16 protein-coding genes are annotated in these 18,195 nt (G+C 40.2%); 11 read left to right on the top strand and 5 right to left on the bottom strand.

Annotation, left to right across the window (positions count from 1 at the left end):
• The first annotated feature begins 3 nt into the window (after positions 1-3).
• Both K9M07_03260 and K9M07_03265 read left to right on the top strand, forming a co-directional pair.
• Positions 4-1,212, top strand: a complete 1,209-nt coding sequence (locus K9M07_03260; GenBank protein ID MCF7852242.1) for an NAD(P)/FAD-dependent oxidoreductase — start codon at positions 4-6, stop codon at positions 1,210-1,212.
• Positions 1,213-1,313: 101 nt separating this feature from the next.
• The gene (locus K9M07_03265; GenBank protein MCF7852243.1) at positions 1,314-1,808 is read left to right on the top strand and encodes a hypothetical protein; all 495 of its coding nucleotides are present in this window, start codon (positions 1,314-1,316) and stop codon (positions 1,806-1,808) included.
• 26 nt (positions 1,809-1,834) lie between these two features.
• On the opposite strand, the gene K9M07_03270 is transcribed toward K9M07_03265, so the two are convergent.
• From K9M07_03270 to murJ, 3 genes are all read right to left on the bottom strand, one after another.
• The gene (locus tag K9M07_03270) at positions 1,835-2,680 is read right to left on the bottom strand and encodes a hypothetical protein (protein ID MCF7852244.1); all 846 of its coding nucleotides are present in this window, start codon (positions 2,678-2,680) and stop codon (positions 1,835-1,837) included.
• Positions 2,681-3,102: 422 nt separating this feature from the next.
• A complete protein-coding gene (locus K9M07_03275; protein ID MCF7852245.1) occupies positions 3,103-4,209 on the bottom strand; it encodes a hypothetical protein in 1,107 nt (368 codons plus the stop codon).
• 53 nt (positions 4,210-4,262) lie between these two features.
• The gene (gene murJ, locus K9M07_03280; protein MCF7852246.1) at positions 4,263-5,840 is read right to left on the bottom strand and encodes a murein biosynthesis integral membrane protein MurJ; all 1,578 of its coding nucleotides are present in this window, start codon (positions 5,838-5,840) and stop codon (positions 4,263-4,265) included.
• Between the two features lie 194 nt (positions 5,841-6,034).
• Between murJ and K9M07_03285 the strand changes: the two genes are divergently transcribed.
• The 5 genes from K9M07_03285 (at position 6,035) to K9M07_03305 (ending at position 11,984) form a co-directional block, all read left to right on the top strand.
• Complete coding sequence (locus K9M07_03285) at positions 6,035-7,561, top strand: NTP/NDP exchange transporter (GenBank protein MCF7852247.1); 1,527 nt, start codon at positions 6,035-6,037, stop codon at positions 7,559-7,561.
• Positions 7,562-7,937: 376 nt separating this feature from the next.
• Complete coding sequence (locus K9M07_03290) at positions 7,938-8,441, top strand: HIT family protein (GenBank protein ID MCF7852248.1); 504 nt, start codon at positions 7,938-7,940, stop codon at positions 8,439-8,441.
• A 176-nt stretch (positions 8,442-8,617) separates the two neighbouring features.
• Positions 8,618-10,714, top strand: coding sequence for a hypothetical protein (locus K9M07_03295; GenBank protein ID MCF7852249.1), 2,097 nt, complete (start codon positions 8,618-8,620; stop codon positions 10,712-10,714).
• The gene (locus K9M07_03300; GenBank protein ID MCF7852250.1) at positions 10,714-11,331 is read left to right on the top strand and encodes a hypothetical protein; all 618 of its coding nucleotides are present in this window, start codon (positions 10,714-10,716) and stop codon (positions 11,329-11,331) included. Before K9M07_03295 ends, K9M07_03300 begins: the two co-directional genes overlap by 1 nt.
• A gap of 20 nt (positions 11,332-11,351) precedes the next feature.
• Positions 11,352-11,984: a CatB-related O-acetyltransferase gene (locus K9M07_03305; GenBank protein MCF7852251.1), complete on the top strand. Its 633-nt coding sequence runs from the start codon at positions 11,352-11,354 to the stop codon at positions 11,982-11,984.
• Here K9M07_03305 and hemH read toward each other — a convergent pair whose 3' ends face one another.
• Entirely contained in the window at positions 11,985-13,013 is a 1,029-nt protein-coding gene (hemH, locus tag K9M07_03310) for a ferrochelatase (protein MCF7852252.1), read from the bottom strand.
• Between the two features lie 79 nt (positions 13,014-13,092).
• On the opposite strand from hemH, the gene K9M07_03315 reads away from it, so the two are divergent.
• Both K9M07_03315 and K9M07_03320 read left to right on the top strand, forming a co-directional pair.
• A complete protein-coding gene (locus K9M07_03315) occupies positions 13,093-14,082 on the top strand; it encodes a hypothetical protein (GenBank protein MCF7852253.1) in 990 nt (329 codons plus the stop codon).
• A 10-nt stretch (positions 14,083-14,092) separates the two neighbouring features.
• Entirely contained in the window at positions 14,093-15,175 is a 1,083-nt protein-coding gene (locus K9M07_03320) for a DUF2974 domain-containing protein (GenBank protein MCF7852254.1), read from the top strand.
• On the opposite strand, the gene K9M07_03325 is transcribed toward K9M07_03320, so the two are convergent.
• Positions 15,172-16,170 carry an alpha/beta fold hydrolase gene (locus K9M07_03325; protein ID MCF7852255.1) on the bottom strand — a complete coding sequence of 333 codons (999 nt, stop codon included), beginning with the start codon at positions 16,168-16,170 and terminating at the stop codon, positions 15,172-15,174. The two genes, K9M07_03320 and K9M07_03325, sit on opposite strands and share 4 nt — an antisense overlap.
• A gap of 381 nt (positions 16,171-16,551) precedes the next feature.
• Between K9M07_03325 and K9M07_03330 the strand changes: the two genes are divergently transcribed.
• Both K9M07_03330 and K9M07_03335 read left to right on the top strand, forming a co-directional pair.
• Positions 16,552-17,145: a hypothetical protein gene (locus K9M07_03330; protein MCF7852256.1), complete on the top strand. Its 594-nt coding sequence runs from the start codon at positions 16,552-16,554 to the stop codon at positions 17,143-17,145.
• A gap of 12 nt (positions 17,146-17,157) precedes the next feature.
• The gene (locus K9M07_03335) at positions 17,158-18,168 is read left to right on the top strand and encodes a hypothetical protein (protein ID MCF7852257.1); all 1,011 of its coding nucleotides are present in this window, start codon (positions 17,158-17,160) and stop codon (positions 18,166-18,168) included.
• Positions 18,169-18,195 lie beyond the last annotated feature (27 nt).

Here is an 18,195-nt window from a genome sequence, read left to right on the forward strand (position 1 = left end):
CCTATGGAATATGATTTAGTTATCATTGGCGGCGGTGCTGCCGGAATCTTCGCAGCCATTCAGGCCAAAGAGCACGCCTCTCAAGCACGCGTTGCCGTGATTGAAAAGACAGCGACCTTATTAGCAAAAGTAAGAGTTTCCGGCGGTGGGCGTTGTAATGTAACGCACCATTGTTTTGATCCTAAGGAGCTTGTAAAGAACTACCCAAGAGGACATAAAGAGCTCTTAGGGCCATTTCATCAATTCCAACCAAAAGACATGATTCACTGGCTTGAAGCGCATGGGGTTGAGATCAAATCCGAAACGGATGGGCGCTGCTTTCCTATAACCGATTCTTCTCAGACAATCATTGATGCTTTTCTTGCACGAGCGGCTCAATTAGATGTTGAAATCCTGACCGTGACTAAAATAGATTCTATCCAACCGGGATTGATTCAAGATCGGTATATTATCACATTAAAAGATGGAAACTCAATTCAAACGAAGAAGCTCTTATTGGCTACCGGAAGTTCTAAGGAAGGCCATCAATTTGCCCAAAGCTTCGGGCATTCAATCATCCCCCCTATCCCCTCTCTATTCACATTCAATGTCCCCTCATCCCCCTACCTTCCCTTAAGCGGCATCGCTATTCCCGATGTCCTACTGCAAATAGAGGGGGAGCCATTTAGCCAACAAGGCCCCCTTCTTTTAACCCACTTTGGATTCAGCGGACCCGCTGCTCTTAAGCTTTCAGCATGGGCGGCAAGGGCTCTTTACGACGCCAAATACCATGCAACCTTGATCATTTCCTGGTTGCCGGGCCAAACAAGTGAGGAGATCTTCAAGTGCCTTAAAAGTTTAAAAACCACCCATCCAAAGCAACAACTATCCTCAGTGAATCCCTTTTCTCTTCCTAAAAAATTATGGAAAGCCCTCATCGAAGAAGATATCCCCCTAGCTCAGAGTAAAGATGCCTCTCTAAAACTTCTCGCCGATAAACTCTCTTCCGAGCGTTTTCAAATTGAGGGAAAAACAACGAATAAAGAAGAATTTGTCACATGTGGTGGAGTTGATCTTAAAGAGGTCAATTTCAAGACAATGGAGAGCAAGATTTGCCCCAATCTCTACTTTGCCGGTGAGATATTAGACATTGATGGGGTTACAGGGGGCTTTAATTTTCAAAATGCGTGGACTACAGCTTATATCGCGGCAAAGGCAGCCCTCAAAAATTAACCCCACGAAAGGGGCCTCGGCTGCACCCGCAGCTCAGATTTTGATTGTGAAATTAATTAAATCTTAATACCATCCTTTCCTTTTAAATCAGGAGGCTTCCTATGAGTTTTGCGCTACCATCAACACCGGTCCTAGACTTGTTCCAACACAATCCCATCTCTATTCTTGGAGATAATTTATATGCTTTATGGCACGATAATGAAGGCAAAAGCATTGTAGAACAACGCATTAAAGAAGTCATTGTTTTAACAACCGATATCGCATTGACTATCCTTGGAACCCGGATCCTATGCCATTCCTCCGCTCCATTATATGACAGTATTTTAGTCAGTTTAGGCATCTCTTTAATTTCTCTTCCGGCAGCTGCCCAAACAGCCACCCTCATCAGCGGGTTATATGGACTCTCATTCTTAGTCCATTCATTTTTCATCAAATCAGTTCCTTACCTTATCACAGGATTGGTTTTTACATCTTTTGCCGCTCAAGTAGCCAAACAAGCATTCACACTAAAAGCAGCAAATTCATACAAAAATGACCTAATCACTCATTTTGCTGAAAGGATGGCAAAACCCATTGCAAATAGGGTTGTTGCATGATCTCGACTTTGCAACAACAGTTTATTTTACTCTCCGTAGTGTTCTTTTCTTTTGCTCGGAAAATATAAGAGTCCCAAAAAGAAACCATAGATGAGATAGCTAAAGAGCAGCCATAACCAGTGCGGCAAGGTCGATGTTGGCGACTTGGTTTGTGTTTGCCCCATCATATCTTGATTTTGCATTGACTCATCAGGCATTTGTTGCATTTCATTTTGATTCACGTCAGTATCGCGATTATCCGATTCATATTTTGGAAAAGCAGGAGTTTGTCCTACTAGTCTAAAATTAATAGGATCTCCTACACGAGCTGCCGTTGGAGAATTATTAGAAGGTTCTGATGATTCATCTGGGGGTGCCATGTCCGGATTTTCAGGTTGATAAGCTTCACCGGGCTGAACGGAGCGTTGCTGAGGCTGATATTCTTGAGAAGATTGGGGCTGATATTGAGAAGGTGGCATTTGAGGCTCCCCTGACTGAGGCATCACAGGTTTTTCTTGTCCCATCGGCAAGGGAACGGGTTGCTCCATTTGAGTGGACTTAGGATTATGAAAAACAGTTCGGATCAATGCCTCAAATTTTCCCATCATGGTCAGCGCTAAGATAAAAGGAATCAAACCGTAAATGATTCCGGATAGAAACCCGGGGATTCTTCTAAATAACGGATCAAAAATAAGTGCATAAATAAGCCCAAAAAAAATGCAGACAACGAGTTGAATCGCTCCACCTACAATATATCCGGGTGTGTCTTGAAATCCCGCTATTTTCCCATATTCAAGAAGAATATTCATATTAAAATAGATCATGAATGCGCTCATTGCAGCACTAGCTATGATAGAAGCCCAAATCGCTGATCCAAATCTAAATCTGCCCATAAGAAAACCCCTCAGATTGTTTTCACAAAAGATATTATCCCCTACTTTTTTATATATAAGTTATTTCTTTTATAGGGTAGAAAATATTAAATAAAATAGATTGGATGCAAACTAATAACTATCAATAAGATATGCTCTGAAAAAAAGCAGCTTTGTTATGCTTTGTTGCATAATTCGACAAACCATCAAGTTATTGACAATAAGAATTTTAACAACCACAGAGTACACAGAGAAAAATCAAGAAAATGCGCATTCCGGTGCCTCTGTGAGCTCTGTGCTCTCTGTGGTAAAAACTAATAATAAGCATGTTAGGTAAAATGAATTGTGCAACAACACTGCTTTGTTACGTCATTGAGGTAAATCGAGCAGCGGGGATGCCGGCGATAAAAAAAACCAATTCTTGAATCACAAGCGATATAAAACTATACTCCAACCGGAATTGTTAAGATCGGCGAGCGAAAATCAGTCTGACCGGCCTGTAAATTAAACAGGTTGAGTAAGAGGACAAAGGTCCGTTTTGAGTTGACGTCAGACTCATCAATATAAAACCAAAAGCCTCTGTATTTTATAGAAATATAGGCATGGCGTGGCTGATCTTTAGAGCACCGAATTTTAATTAAAGACTGAATCATACTAGTCCAATCAAAATCACACTCATCTTTACAAACAGTTGTCACCCCAATATTATTTGTTTCATGGCTCTTAGGAACTTCAACCCCAAGGCTTAAGTAATACATGGTAGATAGAATCGATCGGGGTAAAACACCAATTTCCCCTTCCCCTTTAAATCCAAGCTTCATATCAACGACATAATAGCCCTGTTTTGAGGAGACATTACCCAACAATTTTGCCAGCTCTTGTGATTCCTTGCCATTATCAGGGAAGAAAATTTGCAATGAAGCCGGTTTGTCGCTATCTTTTTGATTATCATCTTGTTCAACCTTAACGCCGATATGCAGCTGATTTTTTTCTTGAAAATAGCGCATCAGCTCCGTCACACGATAAAAATCTTTGTAAACGGGAGTCGCATTAGGAAAGGGCCCGGACGCTGCCGGAGCATTATATATATTGCCAAAACTTTGAACGGTCAATTTGAATAACCGATCAACATCCCATCCCGAATAGACCAATTGCTGTATAAATAGCAGATTAATCGGCTTTAAAAGAAGCTGTGAAAACATTTTACCTTCAACAGGCGCATAAACAATTGTCGGTTGAGACTTCCATAACATACTTCCGCCAAGACTCGTCGGATTAGTCTTATCCGACCCGGGAAATAGAAACCTTGTGTTTGCCTCAGCTTCGTAAGTGACCTGGCTAGTAATATTTGTGACGTTTAAGAAATAGGGAGTATCGCAATAGCGCAATCTAACAAGATTGAGCAGCATCTGTTCATTACTTGTCATCTGCAATGTTGTATTAAAAGCATTGCGTCCACCGCTCCCCTTTAGGGCAACAGTACTGGGAACATGACAACCCGTTAATCCGATAGCTAGTAAAACACAAAAACTTTTTCTTAGTCGTCTCATATGGCTCAAAAGTGTAATGAAAGTCAAAAAAATACTTTTTCATCGAGATCTTGTCAACCGCTCTTTAATCGAAAAGATAAAAAATCCTTGAGCTCATTGACTTTAAAAAAATGGCATCCTGCAAAAAAACAGAGGATAAATGTACAAAATGGAATAACAAAAGCCATGAGCTTATGTGTATTCTCAACCCAAGTTTCCTGTAAAAATGGGAACGCAATAGTTTGATTGGCCAAACGCATGGCTAAGATTGAAAAAATTGCTGAAAGTAGACTCACTATCCCAATTTTCATCGTCGTTCTCTTGAAAGGAATGCTGAGCTTAAAATCTAAGATCTTTTTTAAATAGACCCATAAAAAACTCATATGAATCAGTGAACCAATTGCAGTACTCAAGGCAACACTATATGCACCGCAGTGGAACTGATAAATTAATAAATAATTGAATCCAATATTCAAACCGATGGAGAAAAATGCCAAAAGTGTTGGGATACGGTAATTTTTTTGCGCATATAAGACAGACGTTAAAATGATTACCAGTGCAGAGGGAATCAAAGAGAGCCCATACCCCCAAAAACACTCTGTCGTTCGCATCACCGATATATGATTAAACTGGCCATGCCCAAAAATCAATGCAATGATTGGATATCCTACAGATAAGATTCCAAAAGAGCTTGGAATTAAAAAAAGCAGGCTTCGCGACAATACGTGCTCTATATATTGAATGGATAATAACCGTTCTTTTTTTTGGAAAGCACTAGAAAGAGAAGGTAAAAGTGCCGTGGCCATTGCCACGGCAAAAAAAGCAATAGGAATTTGTTGAATTTTGCTCGCAAAGGTGAGATAAGCCGGTCCCTCTAAGCTAGCCGCCCTTGCAAACACTGCATCAAGCGCCTGATTGATTTGTGTAGCAGACACCCCGATCGTCACGGTCACAAAAGGGGTAATCATCGCTCTCACCGAAGGACTAAATAGCTGAACGGTCCACCACTCTTTTTGGGTCAATAACAGCGATCTCCTTACATAATATGAGGTAAACAGCCACTGCCCTAAAAAAGCCCAAACAAGGGCCATTGATAAGTATTTCATTGCGACTTCAGGAATGAAATAATGCACTCCAAAAGCTGCGATAATCCATATAACGTTAAATATAGTGGGTGCAAATCCACTCAAAAAAAAGCGATTGTAACAGTTGAGATAAGCTGAAAAAAGCCCATACAAACAAATAAATAGTAGAGATGGGAGCATGATTGCCGTTAAAAACAAAATTGAATTTTTCCCAACCCATAGAAAATAAAACCCAATCCCTAATTCTAAAAAAATAATTAATACAAATAGAATAAGAGAAAGACTCCAAAAAAGGTCCCTAAAAAAGAGATGGGCCTCTTTTTCATTTTCTTGCCTTTTTTCCTCAAAAAATGGAATAAATCCATTCAATAGCCCCCCTTCCGCAAAAATCCTTCTAAAGAGATGAGAGAGGCGGTATGCCACAAAAAAAGCGCCAAGCATTGGGGTTGCCCCAAAAAAAAAGGCCATTGAGACATCTCTGAGCATCCCAAATACGCGACTTAAGGCGGTACCTGAAATAAAGCGAAGCGCATAGGTCGAAATATGATTTGAATGAGGCGTTTCCACAACAACTATAGTCTAAAATTATTCGTTCAATCATCATGCTTTATTCTTCAATTAAATGAGAATTTAAAAAGAAATTTTGAAACTTTCGGACTCAAAACTTACAAAGCACGAGATTCTGACAATATTTTTTTTTACTAGCTAATATATACGCTGATTTGATATATTTTTTGAAATCTCTGTTAAAGCTAGGTGATATGAGCGAAAGTTCTACTAAAGCATTCGGAAAGTGGCGCGACAAGTTTTGGCCCTTCCATTCTTATGAACTCAAAAAAATGCTCCCCCTGATTTTAATGAAATTCCTAGTTTCCCTCAATTATGGTCTACTCACTTGCCTTAAAGACACTGTTGTCGTTACCTCTAAATCAGGTGGCGCTGAGGTCATCCCCGTTCTAAAAGGATGGGTGGTTCTCCCGATTTCTATCCTGATGACTCTGATCTACTCTAAAGTGAGCAATATGGTGAAAAGAACAACCCTGTTCTACTTATTCATTGTTGGCTTCTTAGTCACTATTTTCATGCTTGGATTTATTCTTTACCCCAATCTCGACCTCTTTTCCCCCCACGAGTCCGCCGACGCCCTAACGGCCCATTTTGGAGGTAAATTTACGCATTGGATTGCCCTTTATCGCAATTGGATTCAATCGATTATCTTCATCACGGCCGAACTTTGGGGTACAATGGTTATCCTCCTTATGTTTTGGGGCTTTGCCAATCATATCACGACTTTAAAGGAAGCGAAGAAAAGCTATACTATCTATATAGCAGCTGGTGATTTTGCGGCCCTCTTAGTAGGGCCTTTAATTTATATGCTCTCAAAAGTTTTTGCCGGCCGAGACTTTGCCGTCACAGTACAGGCGGTCACGACAATTGTGTTAATTGTCGGTGCTTTTATCATCGGAATTTACTGGTGGACCAACCGCTACGTATTAACTGATGCCCGCTTTTTTACCCCTAAGGCTGAAGAGCCTGAAACACCCAAACTCAAAAAGAAAAAACCCTCCCTGCGAGAGAGTCTTCTACACATTGCTAAATCTAAATATCTCTTTCACATTGCGGTCTTAGTCATATCTTATGGACTCACAATTAGCATTGTAGAAGTAACATGGAAAGCCCACCTCAATCTATACTATCCAAATCCGTCCGATTATAACTCCTTAATGGCCCTAATTTTCTCACTCGTCGGCTTCACATCCTTCATGCTCTCTTTCTTTGTTTGCGGAAGTATTATCCGTTGGTTCGGATGGCATTTCACAGCCCAACTATCCCCTTATGTTCTCGGAGTTACAGGAGTTATCTTCTTCCTCACCGTCATTTTCAAAGACTCACTCGCCCCACTCTTTGCTCATATGGGAATGTCCCCTCTCTTCTTTATCGTCATCCTTGGGGCTTTCCATAATGTCACAAGCAAGGTTATGAAATACTCTTTCTTTGATCCGACAAAGGAAATGGCCTATATCCCACTCTCTGATGATGAAAAAGTAAAGGGAAAAGCTTCGATCGATGTCGTTGGCTCCCGCCTTGGAAAATCGGGCTCTTCTTGGATTCAAGTCGGCCTACTCGATCTTTTCGGAATGAGTTCCGTTCTGGGAATTACCAGCTACTTGCTTCCCGTTGTAGTCGTAACCGTTTTTATCTGGTCATACTCCGCCAAGCGCCTCAACTTCTACTTCCACCAAAAAAATGGGGAACAACACGTGCTGGAAGAGTCCTCAGTATCCTAAAAATTAACAGGCTTTTTTTTAAATGCTTCACTCAATCGAACTCGAATGGATTTCTATTATCCATCAATTCCGAACCCCCTTATTAGACCAGTTTTTAAATCTCTTAATTTTCTAGATACTATTGAGTTTTTTCTCCTCTTAATCCCTTTTATCAGTCATCAATATCAACTCTTTCTCTCTCCACCAAAAACCAAACTCGAATATTTTTTGAGGGGAATGATCGGAATTTTAGGAATTTTTTGTTTATATTTTATCCCCTTCTCAGAAAATTTAAAAAACTCTGACTTTATCATTTTTTCCCGATTGTTCCTATCTGCTTTGTGGTTAACTTTAGGCAGTCAAATTCTTTGCAACAAATTATTTTCCGGTAAAAAAAATGAAACGATTTAATCCCCTTCCATTGATTTTACTATTGCTTGTTAATCCTTTAGTTCACGCCTGTCCTTTTTGTGATCCTGAAATCCTCAAAAGACAGGCCTTTTATGAAGATGATCTCGTTCTTGCTGTTTATACGCATAAGCCCATTGTTGCCGCTCATTTTCTGATCATGCCTAAGCGACATATTGAGCGCTTTGAAGACTTAACTCAGCCGGAAGTCATTAGAATTTATGAGGTGATTAAAAAGGTCAATCAAGTCTCAACGACTCTTTTTCAAACGTCCTCATATCTCATCCATCAAAAAAACGGGATTGAGGTCGGACAAAGCGTTCCTCATATCCACTTTCACTATATTGGACGAAAACAAGGCGATGCCTCTTCGATTAAATTCGCGATCCAAATGATCACAGCAAATATGCACGGACCGGTATCAGATGACTATATGCAACAAACTGTTGAATCTCTAAAAAAAGAACTCAGCAATGAGAATACAAATCTCTAATCATCCTACTGCTATCATCCAAAACTAGCAAAAGAACATAGATTGAGTCGACATGTCCTTCATCGTGATCCACGAGATACAGAAAAATAATTGCCCTAGCAACAAAATATTTAAGTTTGCAAAAAATTAAGACCCCATTAAGTTGTTGCACTGACGGTATTTAATCTGGGATAGCTATGAAACAACTTTTACTGTTATTGACTTTAGTTATTTCTTTTCTTCATCCGGAAGATGTCAAACTACTTCCAAACGGCAGGCGTGTTGTTCACTCATATGATAGACTTCAAGCTGAGGAAACTTTTGCAATTAAAGATGAACAGGATCATCCCCTGTTTGCTCAGCAAGCCAAATATGACGCTTCCACAAGAGACGTAACCATTACTTCTCATATCTATACACCTACTGCCGGCCGTCATTCTTCTCAAAAGATTATCCAACGTTATGACTCTTCAAATCGCCTGCTTCAAGACATCCGCATGCCCGGCACGGAGTGGGAAAGGGTTACAACTTACACATATACACCATCCGGCCAAGTAAAAAATATCACTTGGCCGGATAAGCGAATTGTATATTATGAGTACGATGAGGATGATTATGTTATTTCAATAAAATCATCAGATAAGAGCATTTACTACCAAATTGAGTATCTAGAAAACAAAAACATATATACCAATTTGGTGACAGCTCAAAAAGTTGTCCGATCTCACGACTCTGAAGGTCGTATTGCATCTGAGATCTTTCCATCAAGTCATGAAGTTAAATACGCATATGGATCTTCCAAAAAACTCATTACTCTCTCAAAATTTGGTCATATTGAATACGAAGACGTCAATGGAAAGCTAATACGCGTTTCAAGATATTCTGACAAAGGTGCTCCATTATATTCACACACATACCATTGGAGTGATCATAGCATCCATGATGAAGATCTTATATGCAATCTTGGAAGAGTCAGCTATGATAGTCATCCGATAAAAAAATATGCAAAAATGAGCTCTCCGTATGCCGAGTATAGTCTCAGTGTCAATTCACGAGATCAACTTGATCATGTGAGATTTGATGAAAAGACCTTCCACTACAAATATGACAAGCTCAACTACCTCATAGAATCTGAGCGCTATGATTCAGTTGGAAATCCTTCGCAGGCAAAAGTTAATCCCCTCAATGAATTGCAAGAATATAACGGGATCAGATGCAAATATGACTTCAATGGAAATCTAATTCTTAAAAAGACTCTGAAAAAAACCTACAATTTCACCTATGATGCACTGAACCGTCTCACCTCTGTTACCACCGATGATAGCCAAACAACGTACAATTACGATATCTTCAACCGACGCCTTTCCAAAACTGTCAATTCATGCAATGGCACATCAACTGAGCATTATCTCTACCAAGATAATAATGAAGTCGCCATTGTTGATGCCAAAGGCAACCTGATAGCGCTTCGAGTACCGGGAGTCCAACTCAAAAATCAGCCTCCCCGATATGTAGCTTTTGAAACGCCTGAAGGCACTTTTGCACCCATTTATGATCATGCCTATCATGTACGCAAGCTTATTAATACAAATGACAAAAGTATTCACGACTATACTACTCTTGATCCTTACGCCAAAAACATCCGTGAACTCAATCCCATTATTCCATGGATCTATTTTGGCAAACACTATGACAGTGAATCGGGACTCATCCATTATGGCCTTCGCTACTACGACCCCTCACTTAAACGTTGGATAACGCCGGATCCATCGGGACCAATTGATAGCATTAACCTTTATCTCTATCTCAGGAATAACCCCATTAAAAACTGGGATTCAGACGGCAACTTCGCACTTTCTCTACCGGTTGTGGTTTGGGGCGCAAGAGGCGCATCCTTTCTTGTTCCGGGACTAGCACCGGTTATTTGGGGACTAACTGCAGGAGTCCTCGCCTATCAAACCGGCAAAATAGTTAAAACCAAACTAGATGAGAGAAAGGAGGAAAAGCGCCTCCAAGAACTCAAAGAACAAGCCAATAAAAAGAAACCCCCATATGATGGCTTTGAATTGGGAAATGATCCAACTAAACAACCCGCTAAGGATTTTCAATGGAAAGGAAAAGGTAACCCCGGAAGTAAAGAAGGGAGTTGGGTAAAAGGTGAAGGATCAACTAAAGAAATCTTATATCCAGACTTAGAACATCCTGGTCCTATTGGCCCCCATTGGGATTATACTGGACCGGATTTTAGAGATGGTACAAGACTATATCCGGATGGAACCTGGGAGTATAAATAATGATGAAATTAAAAAAATTTCAAATTGAATCCAAATTTGGAATCAATTATTTTAAATCGAATTTATTAAACACAAACGCATTATCTTCTAAAATTATTAATAGTTTTAATCTTAATAATGGTAATTTTTTTACTTACTTACCTAGTCATACTCATTCAGATCAAATTATCAAATTCAAAAATAGCGGAATTGCCAGTCAAACAAGGATGAAAACTGCTGAAATCCTTCTTAAAAAAACAACCTCAAATAAATATCTAACCTGCATCTTTGATGATGTTTCATCAAGTTTTCATTCAGGATATAGTGACCCGTTATTTTTATCTCATGGAATTCGATATAACGAAGAAATTTATTACTATTTGAATTATAAAAATATATCAAAAAATCTGATTTTAGATTGTTTATATGCTTCAAATTCTTTATGGCATTCTTTATGTATTATTGTTGAATATTCATTAGAAAATCAAAAAGAACTGACTACCGAAATATTCGAAGAGTTACTGTCACATACTAAATTAATATTGATCGGAGCATATGATGGAGAAGGATATATTTTTTGGGAACCGGACAAAAAAAAGGAAGGAGCTGATATAAGTTTAGACCACTACTACAATTAGATGATCAAGGAAAGAGCATAATGACCGGCCCAAACCCAGACACCCTCTATCCAATTAAGGATTATGACAAACTCGTATTTCTAAAAAAGTTTGTCAAAGCTGCTAACATTTTTATTGATGATTACACCTATTTTGATGACCGTCGATATGGACCGGATAAGTTTGAGGAATACAATGTCTTGTACAATTACGACTTTTCTAAGGTCAAACTCGTCATCGGAAAATTCTGCGCTATTGCTGCAAAAACTCAATTTATCATGACCGGAGACCATAAACTTGATGCAATTAGTACCTATCCCTTTCCTATTTTTGGGCATGGTTGGGAATCCGCCTTCAATGTGTATGACTTGCCTGTTAAGGGCGATATCATCGTGGGTAATGATGTTTGGTTTGGATATGACTCTTTAGTAATGAACGGTGTCACAATAGGGAATGGGGCCATTATAGCAGCGAGAGCAGTCGTTGTGAAAGATGTCCCGGCCTACTCTATTGTAGCCGGCAACCCTGCGAAAGTTGTAAAAATGCGATTTGACGATAAAACTATTGATCGTTTACAGAAAATTGCTTGGTGGGATTGGAACATTGAAAAAATCAATAAACACTTGAAAGTGATCTGTCATCTAGATGTGGATCAACTAGAAATGGCTAAATGACTAAAGAGGATTAGAGACAAAAATCATTTTTTTGAGCATTTCTTCTAGACCCTTAATCCAGTGGGGGTGGCAATTCAGGCTTTCAACTAAATCCAGCCTCTCTCCCCCGTGTTTTTGAAATAGCGCCTTATATTCGATATTGATTTCAAAAAGCGTTTCTAAACAATCGCAGGTGAATGATGGGGAAAATACAAGCAGCGACTTAACTCCGGAGCGGGCTAATTTCACAATTTCCTCACTTGCATACGGTTCAAGCCATTTATCTTTACCTAGGCGCGATTGAAAAGCAATCGTCATCTGATCATCAGAGAGGTGAAGCCGCTCGGCAATGGCTTTTCCCGTTACTAAACAATGGGCTCGATAACAGTTTTCTTTGAGGGGTCTATTCTCACAACAATTGGGCTGATTTAAACATCGCTTGCAAGAGTCCCCCATTTTAAGTTGCTTTTCAGGCAAGCCATGAAAGCTAAATAAAACATGGTCGTATTCTTTAGCTGCAGCGCCGTTTTCGACAAACACATCGATCATTTGCGGGAATGAGCAAAATTGTTCAATGAAGTTGAGTTTAGGCGGTCGATTCCATGTTGATATTCGGTTTGTGATTTTTTTATAAATCGATCCCGTTGTGGCATCTGCATATTGGGGAAACATCGGTAAAACAATGAGATGCTCTATGCCTTGTTCTTTAAACTGATCCAACACTGAGTCTATAGAAGGGTTTTGATAGCGCATTGCAAATTCCACAAGCGCATCCCCTTCCATTTTTTCTTTGAGATATCCGGTCAACTGTCGCATCGTCGACACGAGGGGTGATCCCTCTTGGGTCCAAATTTTTTGATAAGAACGGGCAGACTCTAAATAACGACGAGGAATAATCACTCGCCGAACAAGAAATTGCCGAATCAGCCAAGGAGCATCGATAACATCGGGATCAAGCAAAAACTCCATAAGATATTTTTTCACATCACCGGGATTTGGTGAATCGGGCGAGCCTAAATTTACGAGCAAAATAGCTGTTTGTATTGTCATAGTTTTTTAAAATTTGAAATTTAAAATAAGATGTCATAACAATGCAAATTTGGGGTTTTTTTGTATAGAGGCTATTTGTTTGAAATATTATAAACCGATCTTAACTTTATGCTCATTTCTCGTTAGTATTGTAGCCTTTGCAAAAGGAGATCCGCAGCCGGCTCAAGTTAGCCTCCCTAATGACCTCCCTTGGTTCACCGGCCCTCTTTTGACACCATCCGGAGTCGCTCTAAGTTCAGGCCATTATAATATTGAGCCTTATCTCTTTAATACTGTGAACAACGGCATTTACACTTCGAGTGGCAAGTTTGAGTCAACTCCCAATGAATATATCCTTAAGGCTGTCCCTCTTATGCAATTTGGCCTCGGTCACGGGGTTCAGCTCGATATCGTTCCGGAATTCTATAGCATTCATCGTGATGGAAAAAGTTTTACAAGTATTGGAAATATAAGTTCTAAGCTCTCTGTTCAAGTCTCTAAATCAAGCTCGGGGTTTTTTCCGACAAGCCTTGTCTATATTTCAGAAGTCTTTCCAACCGGAAAATATAGAAATCTCAAACCGGAAAAACGCGATGTTCAAGGCCTTGGATCGGGATCCTTCATCACGACACTTGGCTATGTGATGACGCGCGCTTATCATTTAGACGGTGAACATTATTTCCAATGGCGAGCTAATATTGCCTATTCACTTTTTTCAAAAGTTCACGTCACAAGCTTTAACTCCTATGGAGGCGGATACGGAACAGATGGCGATGTCTATCCCGGCAATCGATTGACCTGTCGAGTGGGGCTTGAATACTCTCTCACTAGAAATTGGGTTTTAGCCACTGATATTGAATATAATAATGAACAACGAACTAAATTTTCCGGCATCGACGGAACTAGCTACGCATCGGAGCAACCCGCCTCTAATACTTTACCTAGTTCATATCAGTGGAGTTTAGCCCCGGCTCTTGAGTATAACTTTAATGCAAACGTTGGTATTATCGGGGGCGTTTGGTTTAGCTTTTACGGGCGCAATGCCCCCTCATTCATCTCCGGAGTGATTGCCGTTAACATTTACCACTAAAGATAAAGATATGTCTGATTCAAATATTAAACTGATTTTGCAAATGGTCAACCACGCTAGCATCGTCGCATGGGAAAGTCTAGCCTCTTCCGTTTTACCCGTTAAATCGCGCCGTTATCGCATTTCAAAAGAGAGTAAGTTATTTAACTTTTCAAATTCTTCCTCATTTTTCAAGGATTTTTGTGAAGAGCACCATTACTTAGCTAAAAATAATCCTATTATCGGTTGGGTCACAGATAGCCAACAAGATATTGAAAAGACTCAAGAGCTTTTCAGTGAAATATACAAGCGATTCCGCTCAAAAAATGCCCTCCATTATGCAACTGCAGAAACGCTTGCCAAAGTGCTTGCATATCGGAATTTAAAAGTGAAGACCACAATTGATTTTCCTTCGTTAATAGCACCAAAAAAACAGTTTTCGCATTATCGAGTCGATCGCATTTTTAACTTATGGAAAGAAATGAGAGCGTTTGGGTTAATTTGTGAGGATCGCTCTTCCCCTCCGATTTTATTATTTAGAGGAACTGATTTTTCACTCCTGACCAATAGCAGTCGCATCTCTATCGTATCGAATTTTGATCCTGCAGGACCCGGCTTTACCATTTATAAATACGCACGGCGCTCGATAAAAAATTGGCTGACAAAAACAACGGAGCAGTATGGCAAAGCCATCTCTGTTGGATATTCGCTTGGTGGGGCCCTCGCCTCATATGCTCTATTAAAAGATCCCGACTACTTTAGCCAAGAACACCCTTCTTATCTCTTTAATCATCCGGGTCTTTCAAGCCCTTGTTTTGAAGAATGGCAAGCATCCTCCCTATCTCCGATTAAAGCTTTCGTTTCGGATGGCGATGTCGTATCAAAATATGGCTTTTTATATGGAGAGACCTATGCAATCAAACACGCCTCATCCCCAGCTCCTATTAAGGCGCATACCATGCTCCATTTTTTACAACCGCGCGTCAGATTAAATAAAATCGATTTATCCAAGGAGAATGAAGCCCCCTCTCGTAAAATTTACTCTAAGCTTCATAAAAATACGGCTAATGTCTTTTTTAACGTGGGACTCAAATTATTGTTCCCCGTTTTTTAAGAATCGATCCGATCGGGAAGTGCTTTGAGATAGTTTTTGATCCAGCTCAATATCAGTCCATCCATCCAACGAAATCCATAAGACTTAGTGGGCGAGCCTAAAAAACCTAGATGCCCTCCTCTATCTGTCTTATAAACTTCAACGTGATCGGGAAGTTTAATCTCATCGATATCATGAGAATCAATAATCGGATCGTCCTCGGCAAATAGAATTTTGCATGGAATGGCAATATCGGTAATCACATTGATAGCACTACATGCGCGATAATATTCAAAAGCCGACAGGTATCCAATCCGCGGAGCAATATAGAGCTCATCAAAGTCTAAAATAGTTAAATTATTCGGAAAAGTAATCTTTTCCACATCGGGGAAACAACTCTGTAAATAATAGACATCCGAGACAAGAAGGCGCAGGAAATATCTCTCGAAAATTTTATTATTGGGGTGAGAAAGAAGGCGCATGCTCGATACGAGTTTAATAGGGGGACTTACGGCATAAACCTGATCGACAAGACCAATCGCTTCATTGCTTAGTTCACCTGCTAACTTAAGGACTAAATTCCCTCCAAGGGAAAACCCAATGAGTAGCGTTGGAGATTTGGGACTTTTTGCCTTCAAATGTTTAATGGCATATCCAACATCATCACTTGAACCACAGTGATAGAAATGCTTAGATAATCCTCTTCCGCTTCCACAGTTTCTTAAATTGACCCGAGCTGATCGAATGCCTAACTTCTGCATTTTTCGAGTCATCCGAATTAAATAAGGAGAGCGATGAGAACCGCAAAGACCGTGTACAAGAACAACCGTCGGATCCGTTTCCTTCCATCCTTTGGGAGTTGTCACTTCAATCGTCGTTAAATCACCGTCCGGAAGCCTCACATATTCGGTTTTTGAGTTCATGAACATGCTGACATTGAAAAGTGATCCAAAAATAGTTTGGGACAAATAATTTCCAAAAAGGGGAAGTGGGTCAAAAGATTCTTTCTTATGCATGAGCGACTTAATTATATTTCAGTATAATCGGGATTCTAGATGATTAATAAAATTAAATCCATTCGGAAAATTTTAAGAAATTTTGGCCGTAGCTGCACTCCATTCATTTTTTTTGTTTGAATATTTTCTATAAAGAGATTATAAAGTTTTTATTTATCTCGACTTTGTAACTTTTTGGACCCGAAGGCCTCGAGATATTTGTTTTCGGGGGAGTTATTAAAACCGGGAAGGGGTTTTTTACCCCTTCCCGGTTTTAATAATCTCCGAGTTCGACCATAGGTCGAACGTCCGAGAGCAAATAGACGAGGCAGGCGGGACCAAAAAGTTGCAAAGTCGAGTTTATCTCAACTTTTGCATTCGTTATCGGGAGGGCACTATAAAATGTTTTCAAAAATACTCACTTTCTTCTTCTTATTTGGATCCTTATCGCTATCTTGGGCAAATCAAGACCCCTTCCTTTCCTACAGTGATCCCTATTATGCTATCCAAGACATCGGAATTAAAGAGGGGTATCACGTTGTTATTACATCAGACGGATCCTGTTGGCAAATCCTAAAAAAAAGCTATGACCACATTAAATCCCATTGGCTTCCTAAGGATAATATTGTCATCTATCCCCTTTCAAATGATAAAAAGTCTGATCAATTCGTCTTAAAAAACACCCGCACTCAGACAATGGGGTTTGTTAAATTGTGGAAAACATCCTATTTACACGCTCCATCTACCGGTTACATTGTCGATATCGTAAACACCCTTTGCGGCGGTTACACAGTCCATGTAAAGTGGAATGAGGGAACCTATGCTTACTATAAAATATCTCGATCAGATACCTATCGCCTTTATTGGTGGAAAAAAGGCGATGCTATCCTTATCGGTTCAAATATGACTCCCGAGGGACAATTGAGATCCCCTCATCAATATATCATCATCAATCTAAACCAAAAAGAACATGCTTACGGCAGCGCCCTAAAATAACGAGGTAATTGTATGACACCAGTAACATCCGGTCAATTAAACCCTAACGAGTATGACATAGGAGATCGTATAGCTCCCTTATCCTTTATGTCTTTAGTTGGATTTAGCTTACTACTTTATAGCAGTCAAACCCATAATACACTTCAAGGCCGCGTTGCATTTCTAGCAGGCGTCTCCTCTATTGGGTATGTCGTGAGAGAACTCGTTTTAAATCTCTTACTCCCTTCTGAAACTCAAAAAAGTCCTGCCAGAGCAAAATTCCCACCCCTCCCTGCTGCTCCAAAACAACCTTCTGCCCCCCGATTTCCTCATAACGAACCTAACCCTTCAGATCAATCTTCATTAATGAGCGGTGCAGCTGGTCTTATTTCTGCATTACACCATTCATTATCCCCACAAGAGCCACTGAGTACTGTATTGAGGGATGACTCAGGAGATCCACTACGACCACTTTCCCCGCTATTTAGCCGTCAAAAGAGAATGGGGCCTGAAGAGCTAGCTTCTCTTATTGAAAGAGATCATAGCGGTGGGGGCAAGCGCGCTAAAAGCCCTCCACGCGTCGGGGATGCCGCTGCTGCAAGCGTACCTACAAGAATTTTATCACTCCCCTTAGGGACAGAGCGCGATTCTCCGGAGTGGTTAGATACTTCAGTGGGCGGAGGCAAGCGGGCGGAAAGCCCTCCAAGAGTTGATGCTGCTGCAAGCTTTTCATCTCCACCACTTCCCGCACATAGAATGCGTCAAAGGAGAATTCGTCCTGAAACAATGGCTTCTTTTGTTGGAATAGATCATAGCAGTGGAGGCAAGCGAGCTGAAAGCCCCCCAAGAATCGATGCTGCTGCAAGCTTTTCATCTCCACCCCCTAGAATAAGATGCAGATCCCCTGAGCGTGCATCTGATCTCGACGCTTCGACCGTTGGGGAGAAGAGATCTGAAAGCCCTGCAAGAGTTGAAGATAAAGAAAAAAAAGAATCCCTTTCATCTTGGATTGGAAGTTTTTTTTCTAACAACTCGCATTCGTGAGAAATGTAGAATAGAGATAAAGCCGTA

This window comes from Simkaniaceae bacterium (genome assembly GCA_021734805.1).
In the GTDB taxonomy this organism is placed as follows: Bacteria; Chlamydiota; Chlamydiia; order Chlamydiales; family JACRBE01; genus Amphritriteisimkania.

Bases quoted from the DNA above. Each gene is read 5' to 3' on its own strand.
- K9M07_03335 (MCF7852257.1), top strand. From the start codon at position 17,158: ATGACACCAGTAACATCCGGTCAATTAAACCCTAACGAGTATGACATA.
- K9M07_03330 (MCF7852256.1), top strand. From the start codon at position 16,552: ATGTTTTCAAAAATACTCACTTTCTTCTTCTTATTTGGATCCTTATCG.
- K9M07_03270 (MCF7852244.1), bottom strand. From the start codon at position 2,680: ATGGGCAGATTTAGATTTGGATCAGCGATTTGGGCTTCTATCATAGCT.
- K9M07_03290 (MCF7852248.1), top strand. From the start codon at position 7,938: ATGAAACGATTTAATCCCCTTCCATTGATTTTACTATTGCTTGTTAAT.
- K9M07_03265 (MCF7852243.1), top strand. From the start codon at position 1,314: ATGAGTTTTGCGCTACCATCAACACCGGTCCTAGACTTGTTCCAACAC.
- K9M07_03295 (MCF7852249.1), top strand. From the start codon at position 8,618: ATGAAACAACTTTTACTGTTATTGACTTTAGTTATTTCTTTTCTTCAT.
- K9M07_03325 (MCF7852255.1), bottom strand. From the start codon at position 16,170: ATGCATAAGAAAGAATCTTTTGACCCACTTCCCCTTTTTGGAAATTAT.
- K9M07_03275 (MCF7852245.1), bottom strand. From the start codon at position 4,209: ATGAGACGACTAAGAAAAAGTTTTTGTGTTTTACTAGCTATCGGATTA.
- K9M07_03305 (MCF7852251.1), top strand. From the start codon at position 11,352: ATGACCGGCCCAAACCCAGACACCCTCTATCCAATTAAGGATTATGAC.
- K9M07_03260 (MCF7852242.1), top strand. From the start codon at position 4: ATGGAATATGATTTAGTTATCATTGGCGGCGGTGCTGCCGGAATCTTC.
- hemH (MCF7852252.1), bottom strand. From the start codon at position 13,013: ATGACAATACAAACAGCTATTTTGCTCGTAAATTTAGGCTCGCCCGAT.
- K9M07_03285 (MCF7852247.1), top strand. From the start codon at position 6,035: ATGAGCGAAAGTTCTACTAAAGCATTCGGAAAGTGGCGCGACAAGTTT.
- K9M07_03300 (MCF7852250.1), top strand. From the start codon at position 10,714: ATGATGAAATTAAAAAAATTTCAAATTGAATCCAAATTTGGAATCAAT.
- K9M07_03320 (MCF7852254.1), top strand. From the start codon at position 14,093: ATGTCTGATTCAAATATTAAACTGATTTTGCAAATGGTCAACCACGCT.